A 25013-nucleotide genomic window follows, 5' to 3' on the forward strand; every position below is an offset into this window, starting at 1 on the left:
ATTCTAAAAGAATGGCTTTAAAAAGACGCATTTTATAGTAAGCACAAAATCGGATGGGTCAATACATTTATTTAGATAATAACAATTGTTTAGCGGCGACTAGTCTTCCATTAACAACCAGCGTGTAAATGTAGGTGCCCGCCTGTAATTCAGAGCCATTTAGTTGAACCTGCCCGGTTTCGGGGGCGGCTAATGTTTTTATCAGCTTACCCGAAGCCACTTCAAATAATTGAATTTGAGCAATGGTACCCGCCGGAATGGTATACCGGAAAGTAGTCATTTCATTTACCGGATTGGGCCGGTTTTGCTCCAAAGAAACACCTAATAAATCCGAGTTGTTTAAGTTAAAATTACCTCCCGATTTAAGAGCCGCTTCTAATTGCGCGAATCTTTCCTGGAAAGTACTTATTTGCTTTTGTAAAAGTAGATTTTGCTGCTGCTGGGCTGTTACCGTTTGCTGTAATTCCTGAATTGCTTTAATCGCCAACACGCCAAAAGCGCTATAATCCATGGTATAGGTTTCGGAACCATCATCGCCTTTTTCCAGGAAAACTACTTCCGGAAAAATTTTTTCTACTTCCTGAGCAATCAAACCGTAATTCTTCTTGTCTTCGGCTTTATTTTTTAGGAAATGATATTTTTTAACGTCCAATTGCAACACTTTGGGCATTACTGCATCCGCTTTTTCAATATCTTTTTTAAATTTTAAATCCGATACGGTGGAGTAAGCTCCGGTGGCATCGTTAAATCTGCCCAAAAATGCATTATTTGCGTATAGATCCAGGTTTCCGTTGGAGTTGGAAACATAAATTGTCCAGTTTTGATTATTGCGCCCCGAATTAGCTAAGCGTAATCCGTGATTGGCACCCGTACCCACTCCATGAACCAAATGAGCTTCTACTATCGGGTTATCTGTATGAATTCCTAATTTACCGGCAGTAGAGTTAGGTCCGGCCTGCAGAATTACGTTTCCGCCGTTATGGTTTAAAAACAACGGCGAAGCAACACCGTTGGTTCTGGCCATAATTTCATTATTGTCAATGGCTATGTTTTCACCGGAAAGACCACCAGCAATAATAAATCCGCCTCCGCCCTGGGCAGCATCGGTACCGCCCGTAATGTGCAAACGGCTGGCTGGTTGTGTATTTCCAATGCCCATATTGCCACTGCCATTTGTACCGTTAAAAATCAGATTTCCTCCGTTCTGGTTTAAGAATAAGTCTGCTCGGGCACCATTGTTTCTGGCTAATATTTCGTTGTTATCTAGCGCCAAATTAATTGAGGTTAAGGAGCCGGCTACTATAAAACCGCCACCCGCTAAGTTAACATCTGTTCCTTCGGTTACATGCAACTTTACTGCGGGGTTGCTGGTGCCCACCCCAACTAATCCGTTTACGTGTAAGCCATTTACGGGAGGAACCAGGTTGCCTCCAATAGCAACGCCTCCGTTGTTATGTACCAAAAATTTAGGCAAATTATTTACATCAATCCGGAAGGGGTTTTGACCCACTTCGCTGTTTATGTTTACCCGGGCATTAGGGGTTAAAGTGCCAAAACCCCATAATCCATTGGCCGTCATTATGCCGCGTTCCTGATTATCGGTAATAAACTGAACCCCAAAAGATGTAGTTGAACCAAATCGGCGGACAGCACCTGTAGCGTTTCCGCCTACCAGCCAGGGAGATTGTGCCATTAAGGATAAGTCACTAAAAAGTAACGCACTAAATAACAGAAGGAATAAATTCTTTTTCATAGTAAGTTCAATTTTAGGCATTATAAGGTACTGGATGAAAACGCAAAAGCTGGAAAACGAATAGAAGCGCCTTGATGAAGAATGGGAAAGAAAAACCAAAAACAGATTTATTCGGGTAGGTTCAGGCTGCTCCTGTGGCGGAGAAGTTGTTCAGGTGACAAGCTAATGCCATTACCTTTACCAAAGATGGAAATGAATAGCGTTAATCTTTTTCAGATAAAGTAAATTTTAAATTTAAATAAACAGGCAACAGGCAGAAAAGCAGCAATTAAGGTTATCATTCCTTGTCTGCTTTACCAAGGGCGACAGGGGTGTCTTTCTAAAATAAACTCCGGTTATAATTATTTTCCGGAAAGCCGTAGATGATGGGTAAGTGGCAAAAGACAAAAAGGTAAGCCTATCAAACAAAGCACTAATATACAATACTTTACTTACATATTCAATACTAACCCACCCTAATTAATTTCTTATTAATACTTAAGTTGCTTAGTGTTTGGCAAGGCAAATTAATTGTTTAATGGATAGATAAATCCCATGTTTACTTTACTTATTCAGGTGCAAAAAATAAGTAGTACTACAAAAAATCTAAGTGTTTGTACTATTTATTTAAATTATTCTACCGCTTACTTTTATTTTAAACTGAAAAGAATACGTTAACATTATGGTCACCTTATTGGAAGCAATATTTAGTGATAGTAAAGTTATAAGCTTAAACAAAAAAGAATTGCACCAGCATTTGGCTTACCTCCATGAAATTATTCCTCAGGAACGCAGTAAAAAACGCGTATTAAAGTACCGCAACTGGCGAGCCCGGCTTTTCTGGCAACTAGTAAAAGTTAACCGGAAATAATACACTTAACTGCTTTTTAACTGAAGAAGAATACTCCTGCAATTTATTAAAGCTGAATACTAGCATTTTTATTTTTAATTGTAAGTATTTAACACTTAGAAGAAAACGAATTAATATTGCTATAATTAACCAATAAAGGAAAGCAGGCGATGCAGCATTTAGACCGGTATATATTGCAGGAACAATCTCTTGATACGTTGAGCCGAAATCAAATTGAAGCGGCTATAATTTATATTGATACCCACCTGAAAGATGAAGCAGATAGCCACCAGGTTATACGGTATTGTGCTTTAAAAGTAGAACTGATTAACCGAATAATGGCGCTGGATAAAAATAACCATCTTCTTATTTATTAACCTATCCGTTACTTCTTCCAGGCAGCTTTTCGCAAAATCATTGTTGTCATTTATTTTACCAATTGAAATTTAAATTCCTATAATACCATGCCTGAATTAGAATAAACATTTCTTTAAAGCGCTCGCCCAATGCCAAACTGATCACCGGCTTTTACAGCTTTGTGGTCGGTAAGATGCACTTCCACCATTTTTTCACTGGCTACATTGTTATAATCTTCGTCTTGCAGGGTCGTTAGAATTTTACGGGTTTTTACGTCGATTACTTCCCCGCTCGACGGGTAAGCATATTTACCGTCTAAACTAAAGGTAATCCAGCCGGGCATGTCTTGCAAGGGAATGGTGGTTAGCTGTTGGTAAGGTTTGATTGCGCTAAAAATGTGGAGTCGCATGTTATGCCCATCGGCTACCCATAATTCTTTTTCGTCCGGGGTAAGACCAATGCCGTGGCTGGGATTGCCGTGCCGACGAACCGGACCTTTGGTCCAGCCTTCTACCTCAATGCGGTTTATTAATTTACCCGTCTTTAGATCCCCTACTTCAAAACCAAGTAAACTATCTACGGTAGCATACACCAAAGTTTCGGCGCTGTTAATGGTAAAAGGGCGAATACCTTTGCCAAATGGGCCGATTTTTTTAACTACCGTGTGGGTGCGAGTATCCGCTACGTGCAGCAAAGGCGAGGCAATATCACCCATGTACACGTACTTGCCCGAAGGTCCGTAGATAGTATTATGCGCCCGGGCTACTACCGGTACTTTCTTAATAACATCACCAGTTTCGCAATCAACTACATTCCAAAAAGTATTTTCCAGGGAAGGCAGGTACATGGTTTTACCATCCGGCGAAATGGACATGCGGTCGGTTCCTCCTACGTAGGATTTTTCCCACACAATTTGTTCGGTGGTTAAATCTATTCGTTGCAGCGTTTGCAAGGTGCTCACGTAAATACTGTTAAGAGGCACACTTACGGCCACTCCTTTTACATTCATGGGCTTGCCATTTGCCCGCAAGCCTTTGGTTTTAATGCGTTTAACGAATTGGTGGTTATGATCAATATCGAAAACCAGAATGCCGTGACCGCCATAACCTAAATAATCCCGGATTCCGGGTACGGCCACGTATAAATAACGTCCCTGGTTGGGAGCTTTCACTACCGGTTTTAACTTAGGTAAAGGTTTCCAGGCACTAATTACAAGAAGTAATAAACTACAGCAACATAAAAGAAAAACAGAAACCTTGGCTCTCATATTGGTATATATTTTTAAGAAGAATAAATTTTATCGCTTCCTTAAATATACCATTCCAGAACAGATGATTATCTATTCTGAAGTCTTTTTTATATAAGCACCTGATTATTTAGAAATAATGATTGCGTTCAGAAGTATGAATGATGGTAATGGAATAATTTATTCTCAGGTTATTTCCTAATTTAAAAGAATACCATGCAGGATAAAAGTAAATCAGGGTTTAGAATAACATTTTACTCGAATTTTCTTACTTTTATAAAGTCTAACCTGAAAGCTATACTACTATGTGTGGACGAGCCTCTCAGACCAAAAAAAAAGTAAATAAAGAACATCGCTTTGCCCCGCAAATAAACCCGGCCAATCTGGAACCGGCTTATAATGTAGTACCTTCGCAAAATCTTCCGGTTATTACCAACCAGGCACCTGATCAATTGCAGTCTTTTACCTGGGGCATTCCTACCACCATTGAGGGTGAACAATTTTTTCTTTCTAATTCTAATTTGCGGAAGCTTTCTACCTGGGGCTATTACCTGGATTTATTTAAAAAAGGACAAACTTGCCTGGTATTAATTGATGGTTTTTACGAATGGGAAACAGTAGCCAAAGGCGGTAAGATTCCGTACCGCATTCAGTTGAAAAATCAGGATGTATTTGCGGTAGCCGGCTTATGGGACCAAGTGGCCGACCCGAAAACAGGTGAGCCCCGAAACTTTTTCAGCATAGTAACCCTCGATCCTAATGCCCTTATTAGTTCGATTCATTCGCGGATGCCGGCCATTTTACCTGCCGGTCAGGAAAATAACTGGTTGCGATATCATTCCCAAGTGCAGGAGTATACGGTGCAAATTAAATCTTTCCCAGCTATTGAAATGGAGGCTTATACCATTTCTAAAAAAATAGATATACCCGGCTATAACCAACCCGACGTATTAGAACCTTACACCTGGCCCAAGCAACTAAGTTTGTTTTAATGTAGCTAACCTGGATTCTGAAGTAAATTTAGTTATCTCCTAGCTTGGCCGTAGCCTCAGAAACCATTAACTGGAAGCAGGCCTCCTCTCCTATTGTAGCACCTTACTAATCACAAGTAAGAGGAATTATCATTCATTCCAGAAAGGTAAGATTAATTTTAAAGTCTACCCTTAACCTCAAACTTTTAGTAATTTTAGCGCTATCCAGTACTCTGCATCGAAATTTAAGGTAAGAGTTGAGTTCTCTTGCCATAGAAGTAAGATTTTATCTATCTTGCCTAGTGATAAACCTATTCGGGTAAATCTTAACTTCCGATCTTTCTTAAAATGAACAAAAACTACCGGGTAGTGATAACCGATTTTTTAAGCGATTCGCTTGAACCAGAAAAGAAAATTTTAGAAAATACAGCCGAAGTACTAGCCTTGAATGCACTCTCGGAAGAAGAGTTAATAGGAAAAATAGAAGAAGCAGATGCCCTAATTCTTTATCATTTGCTTACTCTTTCCAGGAGCACCCTTAACCGGCTTAAAAACTGTAAACTAATTGTTCGGGCTGGAGTAGGAATTGATAACGTGGATTATACATTAGCCCGTAGCATTGGTATTCCGGTTGTAAACATTCCGGATTACGGTTCCGAAGATGTGGCAGACACTGCTCTGGGTATGTTACTTTCGCTAACGCGGGGCATTCATTTTTTAAATTCCCGCCTGCGTTCTGGCCACGGCGAGTGGAGTTATACCCAGGGGCAACCACTTCGCCGCTTACGGGATAGTTCTCTGGGCATTGTAGGTTTAGGGCGAATTGGCACTGCAATGGCCTTACGCGCTAAATGTTTAGGTATGGAAGTAAGTTTTTATGATCCTTATAAACCAGATGGCTATGACAAAGCTTTGGGAATAAAACGAGCAGAAACCTTACAGGAATTGCTCCAAAAAGTTCGGGTGGTGAGTTTGCATTGTCCGTTAACCAAAGAAACGCATCATTTAATCAACGCAAATACCTTAGCCTTTATGGCACCGGGCTCTTACCTGATAAATACCGCCCGCGGAGCCGTAGTAGATACCCAAATTATTCCGGAAGCACTGGTAAGTGGTAAATTAGCTGGTGCTGCTTTGGACGTGTTAGAGCAAGAACCACCTACAATTAATGTGCTTATCCAGGCTTGGCAAGATCCACAACACTCGGCTCATCATCGCCTGATTCTTAATCCGCACGCGGCCTTTTACTCCGAAGAAGGTTTAGCCGAAATTAGGGTTAGAAGCGCGCAGGCATGCCTCCTGGCTCTTCAAGGTAAGCCCTTACGAAACGTGATCAACTAATAATCTGAAATGCTTTTTACTAAATTTAGCGGTAAAATGGCCGCTCCTGTAAATTCCGGGGGCCGTACAGGGGTACGGGTTCCCCCACTTCCAGCGCTCCCAAATCCGGTGCTTTGCCTTTAAAATCAGAATTTACATTAGGTAGTTTGATTCCGGCATCAACGGCTTTGCTCTTAGGTTTAAGTAAAAAATTGAAATCCGTAGCATGGTAAATTGCGTGCGGCTTGGTGGCATCGGGCGCCCGTAAATTCTGAAAAATGGCATAATCTAATTCTACTCCGTGGGTTTCCAATCCACTTGCCTTGGTAAGGCTAACTAAATTCGGGAAAGATTGAGCTTCTTTTACCGTTAGTGAATAATTCCAGAGTTGTTCTTTCGTGGGCGACACCCAGCGGTATTGGTCGGTGCTGGCGCGGTTAGGCCGGTAACCATTGTAATCTGAAGTAGAATAAGCGGTCGCGTTCGGGAAAATAACAATGGGCCTTTGCGGGGCATCGGTTCCTAAAAACAAATTATTCCGGAAATGCGCGTTCGAGAAAGTCTGCGGATTTACATTCTCCGAAATAAAGGTATTGTGGTACACCACCAATCCAGCCGGCTTCGACATAAATTTAAGCGCACACCCAGTAGGTATGTTATAGAGCACGTTGCGGATAAAATAGGCGGGCCCTCCAAAGATAGGCTGAGCACTTAAGCCGCACTGCGCGGCATTTACGCCTCGGTTACGCATTACCCGAATGTTATGCACTCCTCCATCCGCTTCGATAAAATCATCCACCATCAAGTGAATATCATTATTATAAATATCAATGGCTACGGCTTTTTGCAAAGAATCCGGAGTTCCGTAAGTAGAAACTGTAATGGCATCGTGGAAGTAAGCTACGGCATTGTGGCAAATAACGTGACCCGAGCCATATACTTTAATGGCAAAATAACTCTTTATAGGGGTAGGTGCGTAAAGACCCGGATTTGCCCAACCCACGAGGTGATGCCGATCGTCGCGGCCTAAGATAATATTATCCGCTAAATAAAAGTTTTTGGAACCGGCATATTCTGTTGTAAGGGCAATACCAACATCATCCAGCCGGCAATTCCGCACCGTTAGGTCAGAGGCGCCTAATACTTCCTTCTGGCCAGCAAAAAAAGCAATATCTGTATTGCGGATCGTTAAATTTTCAAAAATATGATGGGTGGTTGCCATTACATCAAAAAGCCGGTGAGCTCCGTCCCCATCAAAAATAGCATCACCATCGCCCGCCCCCCGAATAAGTATGGGTTTCTCGGCGGTTCCTTTCGCCGTTAAAGTATAAGTCCCATCAAACGGAATACCATGCGGTTCTACGTAATTCAACCGATCGGCTTTATACAAACCCGCGTGCACCAGAATAATGTCGCCGGGCTGCACTTTGCGCTCACTCACTACCGACCAATCTCCTAAACCTGAACCGTAGTAAGCAGCCTTTAATCCTAAAAAAGAAGGTTCCTGCTTGGGGCCTTTCCAATCGGGTGGGTACACGTGCAGCGTTCGCCCTCCGGTAAAAGCTTTAGGTTCGGTTCGGGTTTTTACTTTTACCACGTGCACTGCCTCTCCTTGTACTCCATCGGGATCCGCCATAGTTAACCGGCATTCATACTCGGAACCGGGTTCCAGATCCAGAATGCTGCCGGCAAATCCGTTGGGTACAGTATAATCCAGAAATTCTGTTTCTCGAATAACGCGTTCCCCTCCTATCCGCAGTAAAGGCAAAGCTTCCAGCCAGGTACTTGTTCCCACTTTTCGGAAAGAAACTTGCACTGTTGCATTTCGGTTGTCGTCGCCGGTGATAGACCAATCAAATCCTAGATTTAGCAAAGTAGGTGGCTCCGCGGTTAGTTTACCAGGACGCACGGCATTTTCTGCTTTTACCAAAACAGGAAATAAGAGCAAAAGGCTTAAACCCACAACATAACGGTAAGACTTAAGGTTAATACTAGCTAAGAAAACAAGAATTTTCTTCATGGTAGGTGCGCGTGCTATAACTGGCAGTTAGAGTTAGAAGTAAACGTTGCTATTTACTAATTGCTGCTGGCAGATTTCAGAATCTCCGTAATTTAAGAAAATGTCTGATTGTAGAAACGATATTCCTAAAATTAACCTGCGGCTAAGTACAACTGCTTTTGTTCCTGAAGAAATTTACTTTAATTCAGGTAAAGAAAACTTGTTTTAGAAAGCCAGTTACAGAAAAATATTTCTCATTGATTGTCACTACAATTAAACGACTATTTTAAGGCATTTCTTTCCTTTTAAAAAGAAACTATAAAGCCCTAATGAATACAAAGAATGCGGATATAAAAGCCTATGCAAGAAGGCAAAAACCTTGGTATAAGGAAATAGATTATTTAAAAGAGAGAACGAAAAAATATTATACGTTCTCTTTTTTAATATAGGATGCTTTTCTACCTGTTGGTTAAAAAAAGCCAAAGTCTTTACGCTAACCAGCAGAAAAGCAAGAAAATTATTTAAATGAAATTAAGCCTCTGGTTGGTTTTGGGTAGTAAGCAATAAAACTTAATTACAAGGTAACCAGTTTTTAAAATCGGTATAATTAATTACTGATTAAATCAGAACCAAATTACCATTAAAGTAAAATAGGGAAGTATTTAAAATAAATTCTGTAATGAGACGAGCTTAGTGAACGGCTTTCTCGGCAACCTTCCGGTACTTTAAGGCAAGCACCAGCCAGGTAGAAGAAATGATAAAACCGCCAATAGAGATGGCAAGTATGGCTAATGGATTCATAAAAGAATTGATTAAGCGTAAAGAACTTAGTATAAATGCAAATAAAATTGTTGCTGTTTTGCTGCTCGGAGTAAACCTTAAATCAGGTGCTTTAAAAATTGCAACACTTCCCGGGAAGCCTGGTTGAACTCATTTGAGTTCTGCTCTTTTAAAATGGGCTGCTTATTCGTTAAATTTTCAGCTAAAACGCTTAACTGCTGTGATAATGTCTGGTATTCTTCTTCTTTTAAAGTAGAGTAAACTTTTGCTTCCATGTACGTAAACTTTTTATACCCACTCTATATCTAAAACCAGGCTAATTCATTTAAATATTTAGTAAATTAGATAAACAACACTTCTTGCAAGACCAACCCAACAAAATGCTCGTTTAACTAAAATAAGAGTTTTTCGCCGATTAAAACCAAATGAACCCAATTAGAAATTTTAAGAGTAAATAAAAAGCTCCTGCCAATAGCAGGAGCTTTTCTATATTAACAATAAGGGAAATAAATTTAACAGTATAACAATTATTTTTGCTTCCTGTTTTAACTACTTAGCAAACAGTAAATCCATCTTAATTTTTCTATTCACTTTAACCAGCATATACATTAAAACGACCATAATACGTTTTAGAATTATAAATTTTATAACGGATTTAAGTTTTTATATGCATATATTAATAAATAATTAAGCTACACTTTTGTTTAAATTGCAATACTTAAATTGATTGTGGATAATTAAAAGCCTTATTTTTATTTTTTTTTGTATTATTTTGATTAACTTTGTTATACTCCAATCCGCTTTAGAACCTACTTATGTATAGTTGTATGAATGATTTATACACATTTCAATTTTTAATTATAGCTAAAAATGACAACTGCTATTTCTAAAGTTAGTTTTATTAAAAAGCCTTATATCGAAATAGAATATATTGCCGAACAGGAATGGCTATATATAAACTGGAAGGGTAAGATTAACGATGAAATGGGAATGATTGGCTGCGAAGATATACTTTTAGCTTTACATAAGTATCCCGTAAAAAAAATTATAAACGATAACCGACATGTGTTTGGCAGTTGGGCCGATGGAATTAACAACTGGTTAATAAATAGTTGGTTTCCCCGCTTTTTGGGAGCCGGCTGCTTTTTTATGGCTTGGGTACAATCTCCCTGCTCCGAAAGTCAGGCTTCATTAGAACAAGCTCTTAAATACGATATCCCTAATATTACTATTTTGGTTTTCGATGATATTGAAACAGCCACTTCCTGGCTAAAAGAAATTTAATTTTACTTTTTCTAACTGCCAAATTAAGTAAATACTTTTCTGTAAAACCAACCTTTCTTCAATTTTAGAAGCTTTTCAATATTTTCTTCGCTTTAAGCATTATTGAGCTTCTATACTTTATCCTGCTATAGTTATATTTCTATTTAAAAGATTAGTAGTATAATAAATTTAAAACTTTCCCGAGTAAAGTATTGATAATTGTACTTACGCAATAATTCACCCGCTTCATTACATTTTACTGTAGTAAGTAATCCCTTAAAGCTTCCTACAATTAAAAGTAAGTTTTAAGAAAATTACTTAAATAAGATTTAGTACCCTTGTACTTAGCTTACCTTTTGATTGACACGTGTTTAATTTTACAATTTTTTATTGAAGATTGAATATAGGAATTTCTATTTCAATTCATATAATTGCAGCTTTATACTAGTTACCCAAGGTAAAGCACTTTCTACTGCATGTATGTTATACGATTTAGCATCAGAATTTTTGTTTTACTGTAACCGTAAATTTGCTCTCGTTAAAACTATTGGTATTTCTACTTACCAGTTATTGAATTTAAACAATTGCTGTTTAAAGCTATTCATAGGAAGGAAAAAGGCGCAAGTAGCAAATTATTAAATATTCATTTACTGTATAAGCGGTTGGTATTAAGTAATTTACAAGCGCAATTACTATATTAAATATAAATAATCACTTTTGGTCAGGTACTTAGTTACACACGGCATAATAATACTACATGAAAAAAAGCTTTACCTTATTCTCTTTTTTACTTATTTCCATTTCCCTGCTAGCGCAGAACAGTAGTATAAAAGGGCGGGTAATGGCGAATGGGGAGCCGTTGGCTTATGCCTCCGTAGGAGTAATGGGTACTAGGCTCGGGGCTACTTCCAACGATAAAGGTTATTACGAAATCAAAAATATACCTCCCGGCTCTATTGAAGTGGGTGCCTCCAGTATTGGCTACCAATCCCAAAAAGCTTCGGCTAACTTAACTCCCGGATCAACTATCACCATTAATTTTATCTTAAAAGAAATAACCTCAAAGCTGGAGGAGATTGTAGTTACCGGCGTTACGCGCGCCACCGAAGTTAAAAAAAGTCCCATCCCAATAGCTACTATCTCCAAAAAGGAAATAAACATTAATGTAAATTCAAATATTATAGATGCTATTGTTAAAGGCGTTCCGGGGGTAAGTGCTACCACTACGGGCCCTAATATTTCGAAGCCATTTATCCGTGGATTAGGTTATAACCGGGTGTTAAATATGTACGATGGTATCCGGCAGGAAGGCCAGCAATGGGGCGATGAACACGGTACCGAAGTAGACCAATATGGAATTGACCGGGCCGAAGTAGTAAAAGGACCGGCTAGTCTTACATACGGATCGGATGCTTTAGCGGGCGTCATTAACATGATTCCGGCTATACCAAAAGGAGTAGATGGCAAGCTAAAAGGCGATTTATTAACGGATTTTCATAGCAATAATGGGTTAATTGGTACTTCGTTAGGCATTTCGTACAACAAAAGCGATTGGAAATTTTATTTACGGGGCACCCAAAAAAGAGCGCATAACTACCAGAACCCCGTTGATGGTTGGGTGTATGGCAGTGCCTACCGCGAATACAATTTAAGCGGAACCGCCAGGGTAGATAAAACCTGGGGCTTTTCACAAATATCAACCACCTTATACGACAACCTGCAAGAAATTCCGGATGGCAGCCGCGATTCATTAAGTCGCAAGTTTACCAAACCTATTAGGGAGGGCAACGAGGATGAAATAAAGAATCGACCCATTGTACCAGATAATGAATTAAAAACCTACGCTATCGGCAATCTGCATCAGGCTATTCAACATTACCGGGTTTACACGCATAACCAGTTCATTATTGGCCAGGGGAATATTAATGCTACTTTCGGGTTTCAGCAAAGCCGGCGCCGCGAATTCTTGTTTCCTACTCTGCCCGATAAAGCCGCTCTATTTTTGGTTTTAAATACTTTTAACTATGATGTGCACTACAACTTACCCACCTGGAATGGCTTAGAAACTACCTTGGGCGTAAACGGTATGTATCAAACAAACCAAAATAAAGATGCTACCAATTTTCCCATTCCGGATTATGACTTGTTTGATGTAGGCACTTTTGTGTTTACTAAACGTACTTTAGGTAAGTTTGATGTATCGGGGGGCATTCGGTACGATACCCGCCATTTAACCTGGAATGATTTTTACACCGGTACTAATGCAACTGGTTTCGGCCAAAAGGTGAATGCCCAAGAGCCTGGAGCCTATTTGCAATTCCCGGAATTTACGCATCAATACCACGGTATTTCGGGTAGCTTGGGTGCTACTTATAATTTATCAGATCAAATTTTACTAAAGGCCAATCTAGCGCGTGGCTATCGTTCGCCTAATATAAATGAGGTAGGTTCTAACGGTTTAGACCCTGGTGCGCACATTCGGTACCAGGGCAATCGGGAATTTAAACCAGAATTTAACTTTCAGAAAGATATTAGCTTTTTGGCTTACCTGAAAAACCTGGATATCAGCGTGGAATTGTTTGATAACCGCATATCCAACTATATTTTCCAGGCCCGCTTAAGTGATGATCAAGGGCAACCCATTGTAGATGACCAAGGTAATCTTACCTATAAATACCAACAATCTAAAGCCCAACTTTACGGCGGCGAATTTACTTTAAACCTGCACCCGGAATCGGTGCCTTGGCTAAACTTTAACAACAGTTTAGCTTACGTAAACGGAATTAATAAAAATAGTAAACTTCGCGAAACGTACGGCGATGCAGCTAAATACTTACCTTTTATATTGCCCTTGCATTACCGCTCGGAGATTCGCGGAACTTTACGGAAATCCGTTGGCGCTTACACCGGCATTTACGCCCGCCTGGAATTAGATGCTTACGGCAGGCAAAACAAAATTTATGCAGTAGATAACACCGAAACGCCTACTTCCGGCTATGTACTTTTTAATACGGGGGTAGGAACCAATGTAAAACAAAAATCCGGACGAGTATTTTGCCAGCTTTTCTTTCAGGTGAATAATTTATTTGATAAAGCGTACCAATCGCACTTAAACCGGCTTAAATATTTTGAATATTTTCAGGCTTCTCCTAATAATCACCGGGGAATATACAACATGGGCCGAAACTTCAGCGCCAAGGTTATTATTCCTTTTTAATTTTGTGGTAAACTATTCAAATTGCCAGAATAGCTTACCACATTGTATCAAAATAAGCTTACAGGAATAATACCGCCATAATAAATTAAATGCCTAATCAGACTTAAATACACTCTAATTTTTAACTTTAAAATGTGGCTGATTTCTTTAGATTATTTTGGTAGAGCAAATGTAAACGAATATTTAAGCCCAAGTTAACGTGCGTTTGCTATAAGAACTGAACTATACAAAGAATAAATAAGAAAGATGAAATTATTTTCTTTAGTTTCTTGATGTTTATCTAGTCATCATGTAAGAATCTAACCAGTTAGTAACCGATTAGATTCTTGCAAAATGAGGAATAAAAGGAACAGGAGCTTCCATTTTATTCTATACTTATCTTTATCTCGTAGGCACGTTAAATAAGTAATACACTTGTTCGCTGGAAAACTATTTAGTAAATTTTTCACTCCGTAAAGTTCTTAACTGATAGAAAACGGATCTGGACTTACTTTTTTCTCTAAAATTAGTTCGAAATTATAATCCAAAGCAGCTCAATTGAATTCGGTAAATAAAGAACTAGTTCGATAATAGTTTTTTATTCTCCACCAGATAAAGAAACTTTAAATATTCTAGAGTTTCTTTTGCTGCTCCTTTGCAAATTCGGCTACCTCTAACATGGGGGCAACCCAAAGATCTTTTTCGCGCTTTTTTAAGTATTGTAACAATTGGTGATGGGCTGATAACGAAACATTTAGACTGTGCTCGCCTCCTACTCCATGAAATAAAAACACCAATAAACCTTGTTTAGCTTCGGCTTGCTTTACTAAATTTATCAGCTCCTCGCCCGTTTGACCATTTACCATGTAGCAATTAATATTGTATAAATCTATTTTATCAATTGTCGGCATGGCAGGACTCACTCCTCGGGCCCCAATAAAAGCATCTTTCAAACCATCTAAATAAGGCGTGTTATTAATCTTTGTGTCGCCGCACGGATAAGCAAAAGTTCTTTTAACCTTACCGTCTATGGCGTACAGCAGAGTATTCATTGTTCGGATTTCATCGGTCATCCGGCGTATTGAATAATTATTTAAATCAGCATCGGGTTTTACAAATTCTCTCCCGGGCAAACTACCCGTGCAAGGGTGATTAATGGTATGATTGGCCAATTCATGACCTTTTGCTGCCGCTACCCGCCATTTAGGAATTTGGGCCTGCAATCCGCCAAAATAATCCGAAATGTAAAACGTACCCTTTAAACCCAGTGAATCCAGAGCAGGAATAACCCGGTTTACATGCGTATTCAGGCCATCATCGTAGGTTAAAACCACAGCGCATTTTTTTCCTTTCCAAGATGTTTTATTTTGAGCTTGAATAACCGTAGTAAACGTAATGTATAGCAGAAATAAAAAAGTAAGCTGTTTTTTCATATAACTTGATTTTGGGATTTGAATTTAGGAAATGGACCAACTTTCAGTTTTTAATTTATAAAGTTGTAAGACAAAGTTTTTAGGCAGATTTTAATTTGCTTTGTTTCATCTCAAATAAAACTGCCGGTAAGTTATTACCCATACCCATTACTATGGTTAGTGGCATTAAAATACTGAATAACTAGTTTACTATAACACGGTTATTTTGTTTGCCTTTAGAAATGGATAGAAACCCACATTAACAACCAAATACCTTATCGCTTTAATTTATTATTTAGGTAGCGCCAAACTCCTGGCAACTATATCCCCTCTTCTATCCGTCTTGTTAGTAAATTTTAATTCTGCTATTAAACCACTAAAGCCATGTTGAGTTTAAAAGATTTTAACCATTTAACCCATTTAGAAAAAATGGTATATCTAAAAAAATGGGGAACATATCTGGCTGTTCGCCGAACAAATGTATTTGAAATTAAACTCTATTATGTGCATGATTTCTTCGTGGAACTGTATTGCCGGCCGCAGTATAGTACTTGTGATTACATCGGCAACTTTCAGAATATTTCGATGCTGGAGCCTTATTTAAATAAAATAAAATTAGATATAAATTACTAGCCTAGCGCCTTGTTCAAACATATCCAGGTTTCATTTAGCTCCTTTATTTTATAAAATCAGAAGTTAAAGTTAAGAGCTAAAATAAAGCCGATTAAATCCTCCCTCCGTTTTTTTACGTACCCTTTGCACCTGCTTATTTTCTTATGGTTGTTCTATTGCTAAGTAGTGTAAAGTAATTCGACGAAGGCTAATGATAAATTTTATAAAACACGGGTAAAAAGTTTTGCTATGTACCGTTCGCAACTTAGTCTGGCATAATATTTATAATTATATATATAAATAATAATCAATACTATATGCTAAGATCTTTACTCACTTTTACTCTGATTATCGTAGTTATTGCAAGTTCTCAAAAAAAGGAAGACAAAGACTTTCTATTTATTTAACTCTCTACCCTATTACACTTAGTTTGTTATGAATCTATACGAATTTTTTAGTAACGATCACTATCGGCGGGCGGAGTTGGCTTTTACGCAGGGCACCTTAATTGTAGTTCGTGGTAGCGGGGCTTATCGCATATATCTCTACACCATCGGGAAATTTTTTGCGGAAGTCTGGTGCCGGATAGAGGACAACGAAGTGGATTTAGTAAGAGGCTTTAAATCGCTGGACTTGCTGGAACCTTACTTAGAATTAATAGACTTATCAGAAATTACAGGTTAAACGCTATGAATGGTCAACAATGGGTAGTAGCCGTAATCATAATGGCCTGGGTCGTCTGGGTAAGTATTGAATGGTTCAAGCAACGGTGGACGCAGAAATCGAATAGCCGGCGTAAATTTAAAATTTAGGAAACTTGTAAATACAAGCCCTATCCGCAGGTTTCCGAATTACGAATACTAACCTGCATTTACTTTTTTTGTAATGATTTACTTTACTATTTAGAAAAGCCACCTGCTTGGTGGCTTTTGTTTTGGCCCAAACATATTAATTTTAGTTGCGCTACGTTTGTAATTAACTGAACTTAATTATTTAATTGGCAGCTATAAGATGAACAGGAAAAAGAGCTTTTATTGGTTAAACCTTCAAAAAACAAATGAATAGACAAAAAACAGGTAATGAAAAATTGTGACTTAGCATTACTTATTTCTATCGCTTTGTCTTATATTTATTATGTTTGATTTTCAGTAAAAAATATAAGCAAAAAAGCACTTTAAAAGAATTTAAGGTGGTAAGAGCTAAACAATATTTTTAACAGCCTGTTTACCGTGAACAGCACGAATTTTTAAATTAACGATCTTAATAAATTTTTAATCTGGTATTTAGTTTCTTTGCCTGATTAAGGTAATTTACTATTACAACTATGGGACTTTTTGACACTGTACTCAAACCAACGCAACCCACTATTACCTATATTCCTAAATCTGAACCCGAAGCCTGGTTGGCCATTATGTTTAGCTGCATGGCGGTTGATGATGATATTTCGGAGGCGGAAACGAATAAACTTTCTCAAATAATGGTTGCCAAAACTCTTTTCCATAACATAGATAAGGTGGCGCTCTACGAAAAAGTTATGACTTTGCAATTGCAACTAGGTAGTAAAGAACTGATTGACCGAAGCGTAGAGAAAGTAGCGGAAGAAAATAAGCCAACGTTGTTTGCTTTAATTGTGGAGCTCCTGTTAGCCGACGGAATTTTAGCCGATAAAGAAAAAGAAATTACGGATTATTTAGCCAGTGCTTTGGATTTAGAAGAGAACGTAGCCAGAAAAATAATAGAAGTTATATTAATTAAGAATAAAGATAATATTCAACTGTAAGGCACCCGCTTATTTTAAAACTTTTAAAACCTAACCTGCCGGATTTTATCTAAAAGTCGAGTTAATAACAATTTCCAGTACTTCGCAAATTTGGCAACTTTAACCTGAAAAGCACTTGCTTCATTTTTATATTGTAAGTAGTCAAATTAAAATTGGGGCACTAAAACAACAATAACTGCCAAATACCCTTCATTTAGGTTAAGTAATTAAAGGACTAAATAGATTTAAGAGACTTTTATTAAATCTGGGCGATGCGGCATTATGGAGAGGTTGTTGGGGAACCTTATTATAAAATTAAATTTAAGGGAATTCTTGCCAGCTATTATATTTCTGTGCTTTCATTACTGGCCATTCTCGATAATAAAGCGGGAACTCTTATTCTAACACCAAAAATTCTAAAAGAAAATGTTCTTGCCCAAAAGTTTTTGGATTATTCCTATTATTATTTTATAACATTTTCATTGATTTTTATCTTGAAGTGGATTTCATCCGTTCCGATAAACAAAAATATGCCGCCTGATAAGTTCAAATCTCTTAAGAACAAATCAATCCTCTTCTTTTTGATAGGAGTATTCTTACTATTACTAATTCTCTGGACAATAGACACCTTTCTTCCGCCTTTCTATTCCTAGTTATTGGTATTTAATTGTATGTCTGCTAACAAGAATGCTTAAATAATATAAATGTAAGCTTCCCGTTTTTAGAACTGGTTACAATTATAAATTCTAATTAAGGTGATACTACTTTACTAAGCTGCTTTTTTCTAGCATATTCAACGGGAGCCATTCCATTCAAAGCATCATGTGGTCTTTTATGGTTGTAATCCTCGAGCCAAGTCGCCGTAATTTCTCTTACTTCCTCCAGGTTTTCAAATAAGTAAGCATTAAGTACATTTCGGCGGAAGGTACCGTTAAACCGTTCTACAAAGGCGTTTTGCGTTGGCTTGCCGGGTTGAATATATTTAAATTCTATCCCTTGGACCTGACTCCATTCCTTCATTAAGCTAGCCACAAACTCTGGTCCGTTATCCATTCGGATCTGTTTTGGTTTTTCTCTTCGCTTTAATAGGTGATTCAGTACCCAAACTACCCGGTTGCTTTTCAAAGAAAAGTCCACTTCAATATGCAAGATTTCCCGGTTATAATCATCTAGCACATGGAAAGAGCGGAACTTTCGCCCGTTCAGCAAAGCATCACTCATAAAATCAATCGACCAAGTATAGTTCAATGTCTGCGGTACTTGCAGGGGCTGTTGGATGCGGGCGGGTAGACGCTTTTTCGCTTTACGACGCAGGTTTAAACCCAAAGCGGTGTAGATGCGATAAACCCGTTTATGATTCCAAAGATGGCCTTCTTTACGTAACCGTACATAGACCTTCCAAAAACCTTCTCGGGGATGCTGCTCGGCTTTCTGCCGTAAAGCTTCTTCCACCGGTTGGTCCTCTTTAACAGCTTGATAATAGTAAACCGACTTGCTTAAGCTCAATACCCGGCACGCCCTGCTGATGCCGGCTTGTGGTTGCTGGTAAACCTCTTCCACCAGCTGTCGCTTTTGGCAGGGCTTCAAAGCTTTTTTTCGATGATCTCCTTCGCTAATTTTAAGTCTAAGGCTAGTTCCGCATACATGGCTTTCAACCGCCGGTTCTCTTCTTCTAAATCCTTGAGCCGCTTCAGCTCGGTCGCATCCATACCGTTGTAACGTTGCCGCCATTTGTAAAAAGCCGCTTGACTCACTCCATGCTCTCGGCTAATCTCGGCCGCACTTTTACCATCCTCAAATTCCTTGAGAATTTTAGCAATTTGTTGGGGACTAAAGATCTTTCTTTTCATAAGTACTGTTCTAAGTTAAGTTTTTTCCTCTTCCTGAACAGTTCTATTTTTGGGGAAGCTTACATCAAAACTAATACTTAGACTATTCCAACTTAAAGCAAATTAAAATTTGCCCTGTCCTAAGACCTCAGTATAATAAAAATTTTATAGTGTTACGGAATTAGGTAGATCATTAAGAAACTTCCAGTAAGATTCTTTCCTCTTTTATTTGTTGTAACTCTTGCTGCAGGTTTAGTATGGTAGCCTTTAAAGACCAGATTCGCATACAGCCCAACCTTTTCAAATTTGATACTTCGGCTTCCGTTAACTTTATGGCTTCTTTATTGGTAACGGGCAAGCGTTTACGTACCGCCCGATATTCCACCTTTAAGCTTTTTAATTTCCTTTTTTTAACGATAATAATACCCGCATGCTCCGGAATTAAGTCAAGGCAATTTTTAAGTTGTTCCGGAATGGCAAACCATAATTCTTTTATGCGTTTAGATTGATGCGCGTGCGCTTTTTCCACATCTTTTTTTAAATCGGCTTTGCTGCGTTTTATCTCTACTTCAATGGCGTAATTAGCTTTGGTTAAGATTAATAAATCACATTCGTGCAGTTTCATGCCCCAGCTTATGTTGGGTACTATAACATGTCGCCGCACGTCCCAAAGCTTTGCCACCGCCGTTTCCATTTCGCACAAGGTAGGTAAAGGTTGTTTTTCCGTTTTCATTATTTTCTCTCTAGATCTCCGCTTCATCTAACTTTAGTACTTATCTGCCTTGTTTTAGAAACTAATTTATTAAGTTTTTACTTATTGTAACTGTTCTAAGCCTTGCCTTACAAAAATGTAGTTAATTTTTGTAATTGGTTAGAACATAAAACAGTACCTATATACTTTACAAACTATATAATGGCATCTTTCTTGTACATTATTCAGAAATATTAAACTTAGCTCACTTGTCAAGTTGCCTATTTTACAGAAAGGAAGGTTTAGAAATCAACCTTTTTGAAACCATATGAAGTATATAAAACAATTAGATAGCTTGCGTGCTTTAGCTATTTTCACCGTAATTATTGTTCATTGGTTTCCCAAAGACAGTTTTTGGTATAGATTATCGGAATTAATTAACGCCCCCACTATTTTCTTTACTCTAAGTGGTTTTTTAATAACCAATATTCTACTAAAAGAAAGGAAGAAAGCAGAAATTCTGGAAACGAATAAACTAACTTTAATCAAAAACTTCTTAATAAAGCGTGGATTAAGATTGTTTCCCGCTTATTTTCTTGTTCTTGGCATTTACTACTTTTTTCCTCTTATTACCAAGGATATTATTGATTTTAAATACTTTGTTACCTTCACTACTAATATTTACATCTATAAAATTCAACAATGGCCAGCTTTAGCCCATTTGTGGTCGATGTCAGTGGAGGAACAATTTTACCTGGTTTGGCCTTGGATAATCCTTTTTACCAGCAGAAAATACCTGTTACCTATAATAGTAACCAGCATTATAGTAGGTCTTAATGCTCAATATATACTTTCTAAGAATGATTTTTCGAGTGTTTTAACCTTGTACTGCTTAGATGCATTAGCTATGGGAGCATTACTTTCCTGGTTTGTAGTAATGTACCCGCAACGATTAAAACAGGCATATAAAATTTCAGTTTGGCTTGCTATAGCAAGTTTTAGTTTAATCATTTGCTACAATACTTTTCACTTTTTTCATTTAGTAAATGTTCAATTCCTGGTATCAATTTTAACCATTTGGACAATACTGTTTTTTATTCAAAGAAAAGAAGACAAACCCTATCTGCTCCGGTTTTTATTAGATAACAAAATTTTAATGGCTCTGGGTAAAATAAGTTATGGCCTTTACTTATACCACTTTCTCATTCCTTATTATACTTATCCCTGGTTCCACAAGTTAAATGTGCTATTACATTTCCCTGATTTTATCGTTAACAATACATACATGTGGATAGCAGAAAACTTTCTCCTTTTACTAGTGGTAGCGTTGGCTTCTTATAAGTTTATTGAAATGCCATTCCTGCAATTAAAAAAATACTTTGAACCTACCCGTTTACCTCAGCCCGTTTCCTTAGTAGTTGTAGCTAAACAAAAAGACTTATCATCCGAGCCAGTATTCCTTTAAAGTTGAATATTATAGCTACCTGTTAAAACAAATTTATACGTTTCTGATACTTGCAAAATAATAAAACACAGAAGCTGTATAGCCTCCAACTTTATCTAGCATAGCACTTCTTTAGGTTTTTACCAGAAGTATTTCGACCCTATTACAACTACTAAACAGCGTCACAATTAAGATTCTTACTTGCAAAATAATTTATTTTTTAAATGTTCTAAGCAATAATTTAAAGCCCTTAGAAATTAAAACGAACCCGTTGCATTAACCGAAATCAATTCGTTATTAGCATTTGAATAAATACCTTTGCGCCCGATTTAGCAAATTTTATTTTTATGCGAAAGGTAGTAATCGGTTTATTATTTGCCATGTTGTGGGCTTCGGCATCGGTGGCTACTAAAATTGGCGTAGTGCAGGTGCACCCACTAATTCTGGCAAATATTCGTTTTTTTATTGCGGGCGGATTAATGCTGCTTTATGCTTATGGGTTCCGGCTAGGTAAAAACCCTCACCCTAAAGGAGTAGAATGGAAGCATTTACTTATTTTTTCGCTGCTGAATACTACTATTTATTTGGGAGCATTTGTACTGGCCTTAAAAGAAGTATCTGCCGGTATAGGCAGTTTATCTGTCGCTACTAATCCGCTTTTTATCACGCTACTCTCGGCCGTTTGGCTCCGTCGGCCCTTGCAACTTCGGGAAGGTTTTGGCATTTTAATGGGATTGGCAGGTGTGGCTTTAGCTACGTATCCTTTACTGCAAAACAGTTATGCTACTCTCCAGGGTTTACTTATTCTATTAACGGGCATGGTTTCGGTGTCGGCGGCAACGGTTTATTACGCCCAGGTAAAATGGAAATTATCCAGTTTAGTAATTAATGGTTGGCAGGTTTTACTTGGTGGTTTATGCTTGTTGCCCTTTACGCTTTACTTCACTAATTTAGAAAGTGCGCACTTTAATGCTAATTTCTGGGGCGCCGTTTTCTGGCTAATAGGTCCGGTTTCGATTATATCCTTACAGCTTTGGTTTTACCTCGTAAAACAGGATGCGGTACAAGCTTCGCTATGGTTGTTTATGTGTCCTATTTTCGGTTTCTTTTATTCTTATACTTTACTCGGAGAACCCATTACTACTTATACGTATGCCGGTACTGCTTTGGTAATTGCCGGTTTGTATTTGGCTCAACGCGAAAAATTAAAACAAAAGCAATAGCTGGCAACTCGCATTATTTTCTATAAGGTTTAGCCGAAGTTTGGTTAATCTGGCTGAACCCTTACTTCCAATTATCCGTTCTTCATTTCTGCCGGTTAGTTCCTTCCAAGATGACAAAAGTAAAAGAAGTAGGCATCATCAAACTATTGTTCCCGCAAGTTTTCGACCTTCCTGTTTTCAATACCTACCGGGTTGGCTTCTTTATAATATCCTCTTAAGTTAATTTGTAAATACTACCTGGTAGTAGAGCTATCCGTTATGGTTTGTCCCAGAGTGCTAAAACTATAAAGAAAAGGATAGGTAAAAAGTGACAAAACCCTTTTAATAAATTAGAATTATCAGAATACTAAAATGAAATAATATAAATCACTCAAGTATTAAACTAATTCTTTGTTGCTAAGGAACTAACGGCTTTTTAATCAGCTTATCCCCAATTCTTCGGCAACATTTTACTAAGCACTCATATTTTATTCTCTTCAGGTAAACTTTCCTTAGTACAATTTTTTGAAAAAATTTATATTGAGTACTTAAAGGTGTAACGCCGCAAGCTTTTAGATTTTCTAAGTTTATAATTGCTAATTTTTCTATTACTTTGAATCTGAAAACTATTTCTACAACAGACTTCGCCAGATAGTCTTGAAAATTTACTAAAATGAAGAAAAATTGGCTTTTACTTTATTGCTTGCTTTACTTTTCTCCCTTATTCGCTCAAAACAAAAATTCTAAAAATCAGGCTTTGCCCCGACCCAAATTGGTGGTAGGCATTATGGTAGACCAGATGCGTTGGGATTATTTGTACCGGTATTACGACCGCTACCAACCCGATGGTTTTAAGCGTATGTTAAACGAAGGTTTTAGCTGCGAAAACACCTACATTCCATATATTCCTACTATTACCGCCGTAGGACATAGTACCGTTTATACCGGCTCAGTACCGGCTTTTCATGGCATTACCGGCAACGATTTTACGATTCAGGCAACGGGCAAAAACATGTATTGTACCGAAGACCCAACGGTGCAAACGGTAGGCAGCACGTCTACAGCGGGAAAAATGTCGCCGCGTAATTTACTGGTGAGTACCATTACCGACGAGCTAAGGCTGGCAACTAATTTCCGTTCTAAAGTTATTGGTGTTGCCTTAAAAGACCGGGGCGGAATATTACCCGCTGGCCATTCTGCTAATGCTGCTTATTGGTTCGATGATGCTACCGGAAATTGGATAACCAGTACCTATTACATGGCAGATTTGCCGGCCTGGGTAAAACAATTTAACGCGCAGAAGTTGCCAGAAAAATACCTGAAACAAGATTGGAATACCTTATATAATAGTAGCACCTACGTCCAAAGTACCCCGGATGACACCCCGTACGAAGGCAAATTTAGCGGAACAACAGCTCCTACTCTACCGGTAAAAACATCGGGCATGTTTAGTAAGGATTATGGCATCATTCGCTCTACGCCGTATGGCAATACGCTTACTTTAGATATGGCCAGAACTGCCATAGAAAACGAGAAATTAGGCCAGGGCGAGGTTACCGACTTCTTAGCGGTTAGCTGTTCCTCCCCGGATTACATTGGTCATAGATTTGGAGTGAATGCTATCGAAACCGAAGATACCTATTTACGCCTGGATAAAGATTTAGCAAATTTCTTTAAATACCTCGACGGCAAAGTAGGCAAAGGCAATTATACGGTATTCCTGACGGCTGACCATGCGGCGGCGCATAATCCTAAATTTTTGCAGGACCATAAAATTCCCGCTGGCTCCTGGCCCAGTTCCGCTTTAGAAGCCGAATTGAATAAGCAATTAGAAGGTAAGTACAAGGTAAAAGGCTTGATTTTAGGTTTTGATAATTTTCAGGTTAACTTAAATAATCCGGCGATTGCGCAAAACAAATTAAACGAGAGTGCCATCAAACAGGATTGTATAGATTTTCTGAAAGGCAAACCCGGCCTTGCCTACGTACTTGATTTAAATAAAGTGCAGGAAAGTACGGTTCCGGCCATCCTGCGCGATAGAATAATTAACGGGTATAATGCCGACCGTAGCGGCGCCATTCAAATAATTTTACAACCGGCCTGGTTACCGGGCTATACTACGGGTACCGGCCACGGTGCCTGGAATGCCTATGATGCCCACATTCCTTTGGTGTGGATGGGTTGGGGAATTCAGGCCGGTAAAACCAACGCTGTTACGCATATGACCGATATTGCGGCTACTTTAGCCGCCTTGTTGCATATTCAGGAACCTAATGGCAACGTTGGCCAGCCTATTACTCAGGTTTTAAAGTAAATGTAACCTGTATAAACATAAAATCAGAAATTCTAA

At 38.3% G+C, this 25013-nt stretch carries 20 protein-coding genes; 13 read left to right on the forward strand and 7 right to left on the reverse strand.

The features are described from left to right. Window positions 1–67 precede the first annotated feature (67 nt). The gene (locus tag HUW48_RS13900) at window positions 68–1753 is read right to left on the reverse strand and encodes a tail fiber domain-containing protein (protein ID WP_182411524.1); all 1686 of its coding nucleotides are present in this window, start codon (window positions 1751–1753) and stop codon (window positions 68–70) included. Window positions 1754–2414: 661 nt separating this feature from the next. On the opposite strand from HUW48_RS13900, the gene HUW48_RS13905 reads away from it, so the two are divergent. Both HUW48_RS13905 and HUW48_RS13910 read left to right on the forward strand, forming a co-directional pair. Then, the gene (locus tag HUW48_RS13905; RefSeq protein WP_182411525.1) at window positions 2415–2603 is read left to right on the forward strand and encodes a hypothetical protein; all 189 of its coding nucleotides are present in this window, start codon (window positions 2415–2417) and stop codon (window positions 2601–2603) included. A gap of 149 nt (window positions 2604–2752) precedes the next feature. Further along, a complete protein-coding gene (locus HUW48_RS13910) occupies window positions 2753–2959 on the forward strand; it encodes a hypothetical protein (RefSeq protein ID WP_182411526.1) in 207 nt (68 codons plus the stop codon). A gap of 113 nt (window positions 2960–3072) precedes the next feature. Here HUW48_RS13910 and HUW48_RS13915 read toward each other — a convergent pair whose 3' ends face one another. After that, window positions 3073–4206, reverse strand: coding sequence for a YncE family protein (locus tag HUW48_RS13915; protein ID WP_182411527.1), 1134 nt, complete (start codon window positions 4204–4206; stop codon window positions 3073–3075). A gap of 284 nt (window positions 4207–4490) precedes the next feature. Between HUW48_RS13915 and HUW48_RS13920 the strand changes: the two genes are divergently transcribed. Both HUW48_RS13920 and HUW48_RS13925 read left to right on the forward strand, forming a co-directional pair. Next, complete coding sequence (locus HUW48_RS13920; protein ID WP_182411528.1) at window positions 4491–5177, forward strand: SOS response-associated peptidase; 687 nt, start codon at window positions 4491–4493, stop codon at window positions 5175–5177. A 327-nt stretch (window positions 5178–5504) separates the two neighbouring features. Further along, window positions 5505–6497: a C-terminal binding protein gene (locus HUW48_RS13925; protein WP_182411529.1), complete on the forward strand. Its 993-nt coding sequence runs from the start codon at window positions 5505–5507 to the stop codon at window positions 6495–6497. Window positions 6498–6522: 25 nt separating this feature from the next. On the opposite strand, the gene HUW48_RS13930 is transcribed toward HUW48_RS13925, so the two are convergent. Both HUW48_RS13930 and HUW48_RS13935 read right to left on the reverse strand, forming a co-directional pair. Beyond that, window positions 6523–8496, reverse strand: a complete 1974-nt coding sequence (locus tag HUW48_RS13930) for a right-handed parallel beta-helix repeat-containing protein (protein ID WP_182411530.1) — start codon at window positions 8494–8496, stop codon at window positions 6523–6525. An 857-nt stretch (window positions 8497–9353) separates the two neighbouring features. Beyond that, window positions 9354–9530, reverse strand: coding sequence for a hypothetical protein (locus HUW48_RS13935; RefSeq protein ID WP_182411531.1), 177 nt, complete (start codon window positions 9528–9530; stop codon window positions 9354–9356). A gap of 595 nt (window positions 9531–10125) precedes the next feature. On the opposite strand from HUW48_RS13935, the gene HUW48_RS13940 reads away from it, so the two are divergent. Together HUW48_RS13940 and HUW48_RS13945 are read left to right on the forward strand one after the other, a co-directional pair. Then, the gene (locus HUW48_RS13940) at window positions 10126–10539 is read left to right on the forward strand and encodes a hypothetical protein (RefSeq protein ID WP_182411532.1); all 414 of its coding nucleotides are present in this window, start codon (window positions 10126–10128) and stop codon (window positions 10537–10539) included. Between the two features lie 736 nt (window positions 10540–11275). Next, window positions 11276–13735, forward strand: coding sequence for a TonB-dependent receptor (locus HUW48_RS13945; protein WP_182411533.1), 2460 nt, complete (start codon window positions 11276–11278; stop codon window positions 13733–13735). A 611-nt stretch (window positions 13736–14346) separates the two neighbouring features. On the opposite strand, the gene HUW48_RS13950 is transcribed toward HUW48_RS13945, so the two are convergent. Further along, window positions 14347–15147, reverse strand: coding sequence for a polysaccharide deacetylase family protein (locus HUW48_RS13950; protein WP_182411534.1), 801 nt, complete (start codon window positions 15145–15147; stop codon window positions 14347–14349). 363 nt (window positions 15148–15510) lie between these two features. On the opposite strand from HUW48_RS13950, the gene HUW48_RS13955 reads away from it, so the two are divergent. The 4 genes from HUW48_RS13955 (at window position 15511) to HUW48_RS13965 (ending at window position 17518) form a co-directional block, all read left to right on the forward strand. Then, window positions 15511–15759 carry a hypothetical protein gene (locus HUW48_RS13955; RefSeq protein WP_182411535.1) on the forward strand — a complete coding sequence of 83 codons (249 nt, stop codon included), beginning with the start codon at window positions 15511–15513 and terminating at the stop codon, window positions 15757–15759. A 414-nt stretch (window positions 15760–16173) separates the two neighbouring features. Further along, complete coding sequence (locus tag HUW48_RS13960; protein ID WP_182411536.1) at window positions 16174–16422, forward strand: hypothetical protein; 249 nt, start codon at window positions 16174–16176, stop codon at window positions 16420–16422. 5 nt (window positions 16423–16427) lie between these two features. Next, the gene (locus HUW48_RS27305) at window positions 16428–16550 is read left to right on the forward strand and encodes a hypothetical protein (protein WP_262891442.1); all 123 of its coding nucleotides are present in this window, start codon (window positions 16428–16430) and stop codon (window positions 16548–16550) included. 512 nt (window positions 16551–17062) lie between these two features. Further along, window positions 17063–17518, forward strand: a complete 456-nt coding sequence (locus HUW48_RS13965) for a tellurite resistance TerB family protein (RefSeq protein ID WP_182411537.1) — start codon at window positions 17063–17065, stop codon at window positions 17516–17518. A gap of 729 nt (window positions 17519–18247) precedes the next feature. On the opposite strand, the gene HUW48_RS13970 is transcribed toward HUW48_RS13965, so the two are convergent. Further along, window positions 18248–19347, reverse strand: a protein-coding gene (locus tag HUW48_RS13970) for an IS3 family transposase (protein ID WP_394368414.1) whose coding sequence is annotated in 2 segments (ribosomal slippage) — window positions 18248–19086 and window positions 19086–19347 — 1101 coding nt in all. Because the reading frame shifts where the segments join, the coding sequence is not laid out codon by codon here. Between the two features lie 172 nt (window positions 19348–19519). Beyond that, the gene (locus HUW48_RS13975; protein ID WP_182411539.1) at window positions 19520–20059 is read right to left on the reverse strand and encodes an MmcB family DNA repair protein; all 540 of its coding nucleotides are present in this window, start codon (window positions 20057–20059) and stop codon (window positions 19520–19522) included. Window positions 20060–20345: 286 nt separating this feature from the next. On the opposite strand from HUW48_RS13975, the gene HUW48_RS13980 reads away from it, so the two are divergent. The 3 genes from HUW48_RS13980 (at window position 20346) to pafA (ending at window position 24977) form a co-directional block, all read left to right on the forward strand. Further along, window positions 20346–21482 (forward strand): acyltransferase family protein, encoded by a 1137-nt coding sequence (locus tag HUW48_RS13980; protein WP_182411540.1) that lies wholly within the window; start codon window positions 20346–20348, stop codon window positions 21480–21482. Window positions 21483–21808: 326 nt separating this feature from the next. Continuing rightward, window positions 21809–22684 carry a DMT family transporter gene (locus HUW48_RS13985; protein WP_182411541.1) on the forward strand — a complete coding sequence of 292 codons (876 nt, stop codon included), beginning with the start codon at window positions 21809–21811 and terminating at the stop codon, window positions 22682–22684. 652 nt (window positions 22685–23336) lie between these two features. After that, entirely contained in the window at window positions 23337–24977 is a 1641-nt protein-coding gene (gene pafA, locus HUW48_RS13990) for an alkaline phosphatase PafA (RefSeq protein ID WP_182411542.1), read from the forward strand. Window positions 24978–25013: the final 36 nt, after the last annotated feature.

Origin of the sequence: Adhaeribacter radiodurans, assembly GCF_014075995.1 — a bacterium.
GTDB classification, from domain to species: domain Bacteria; phylum Bacteroidota; class Bacteroidia; order Cytophagales; family Hymenobacteraceae; genus Adhaeribacter; species Adhaeribacter radiodurans.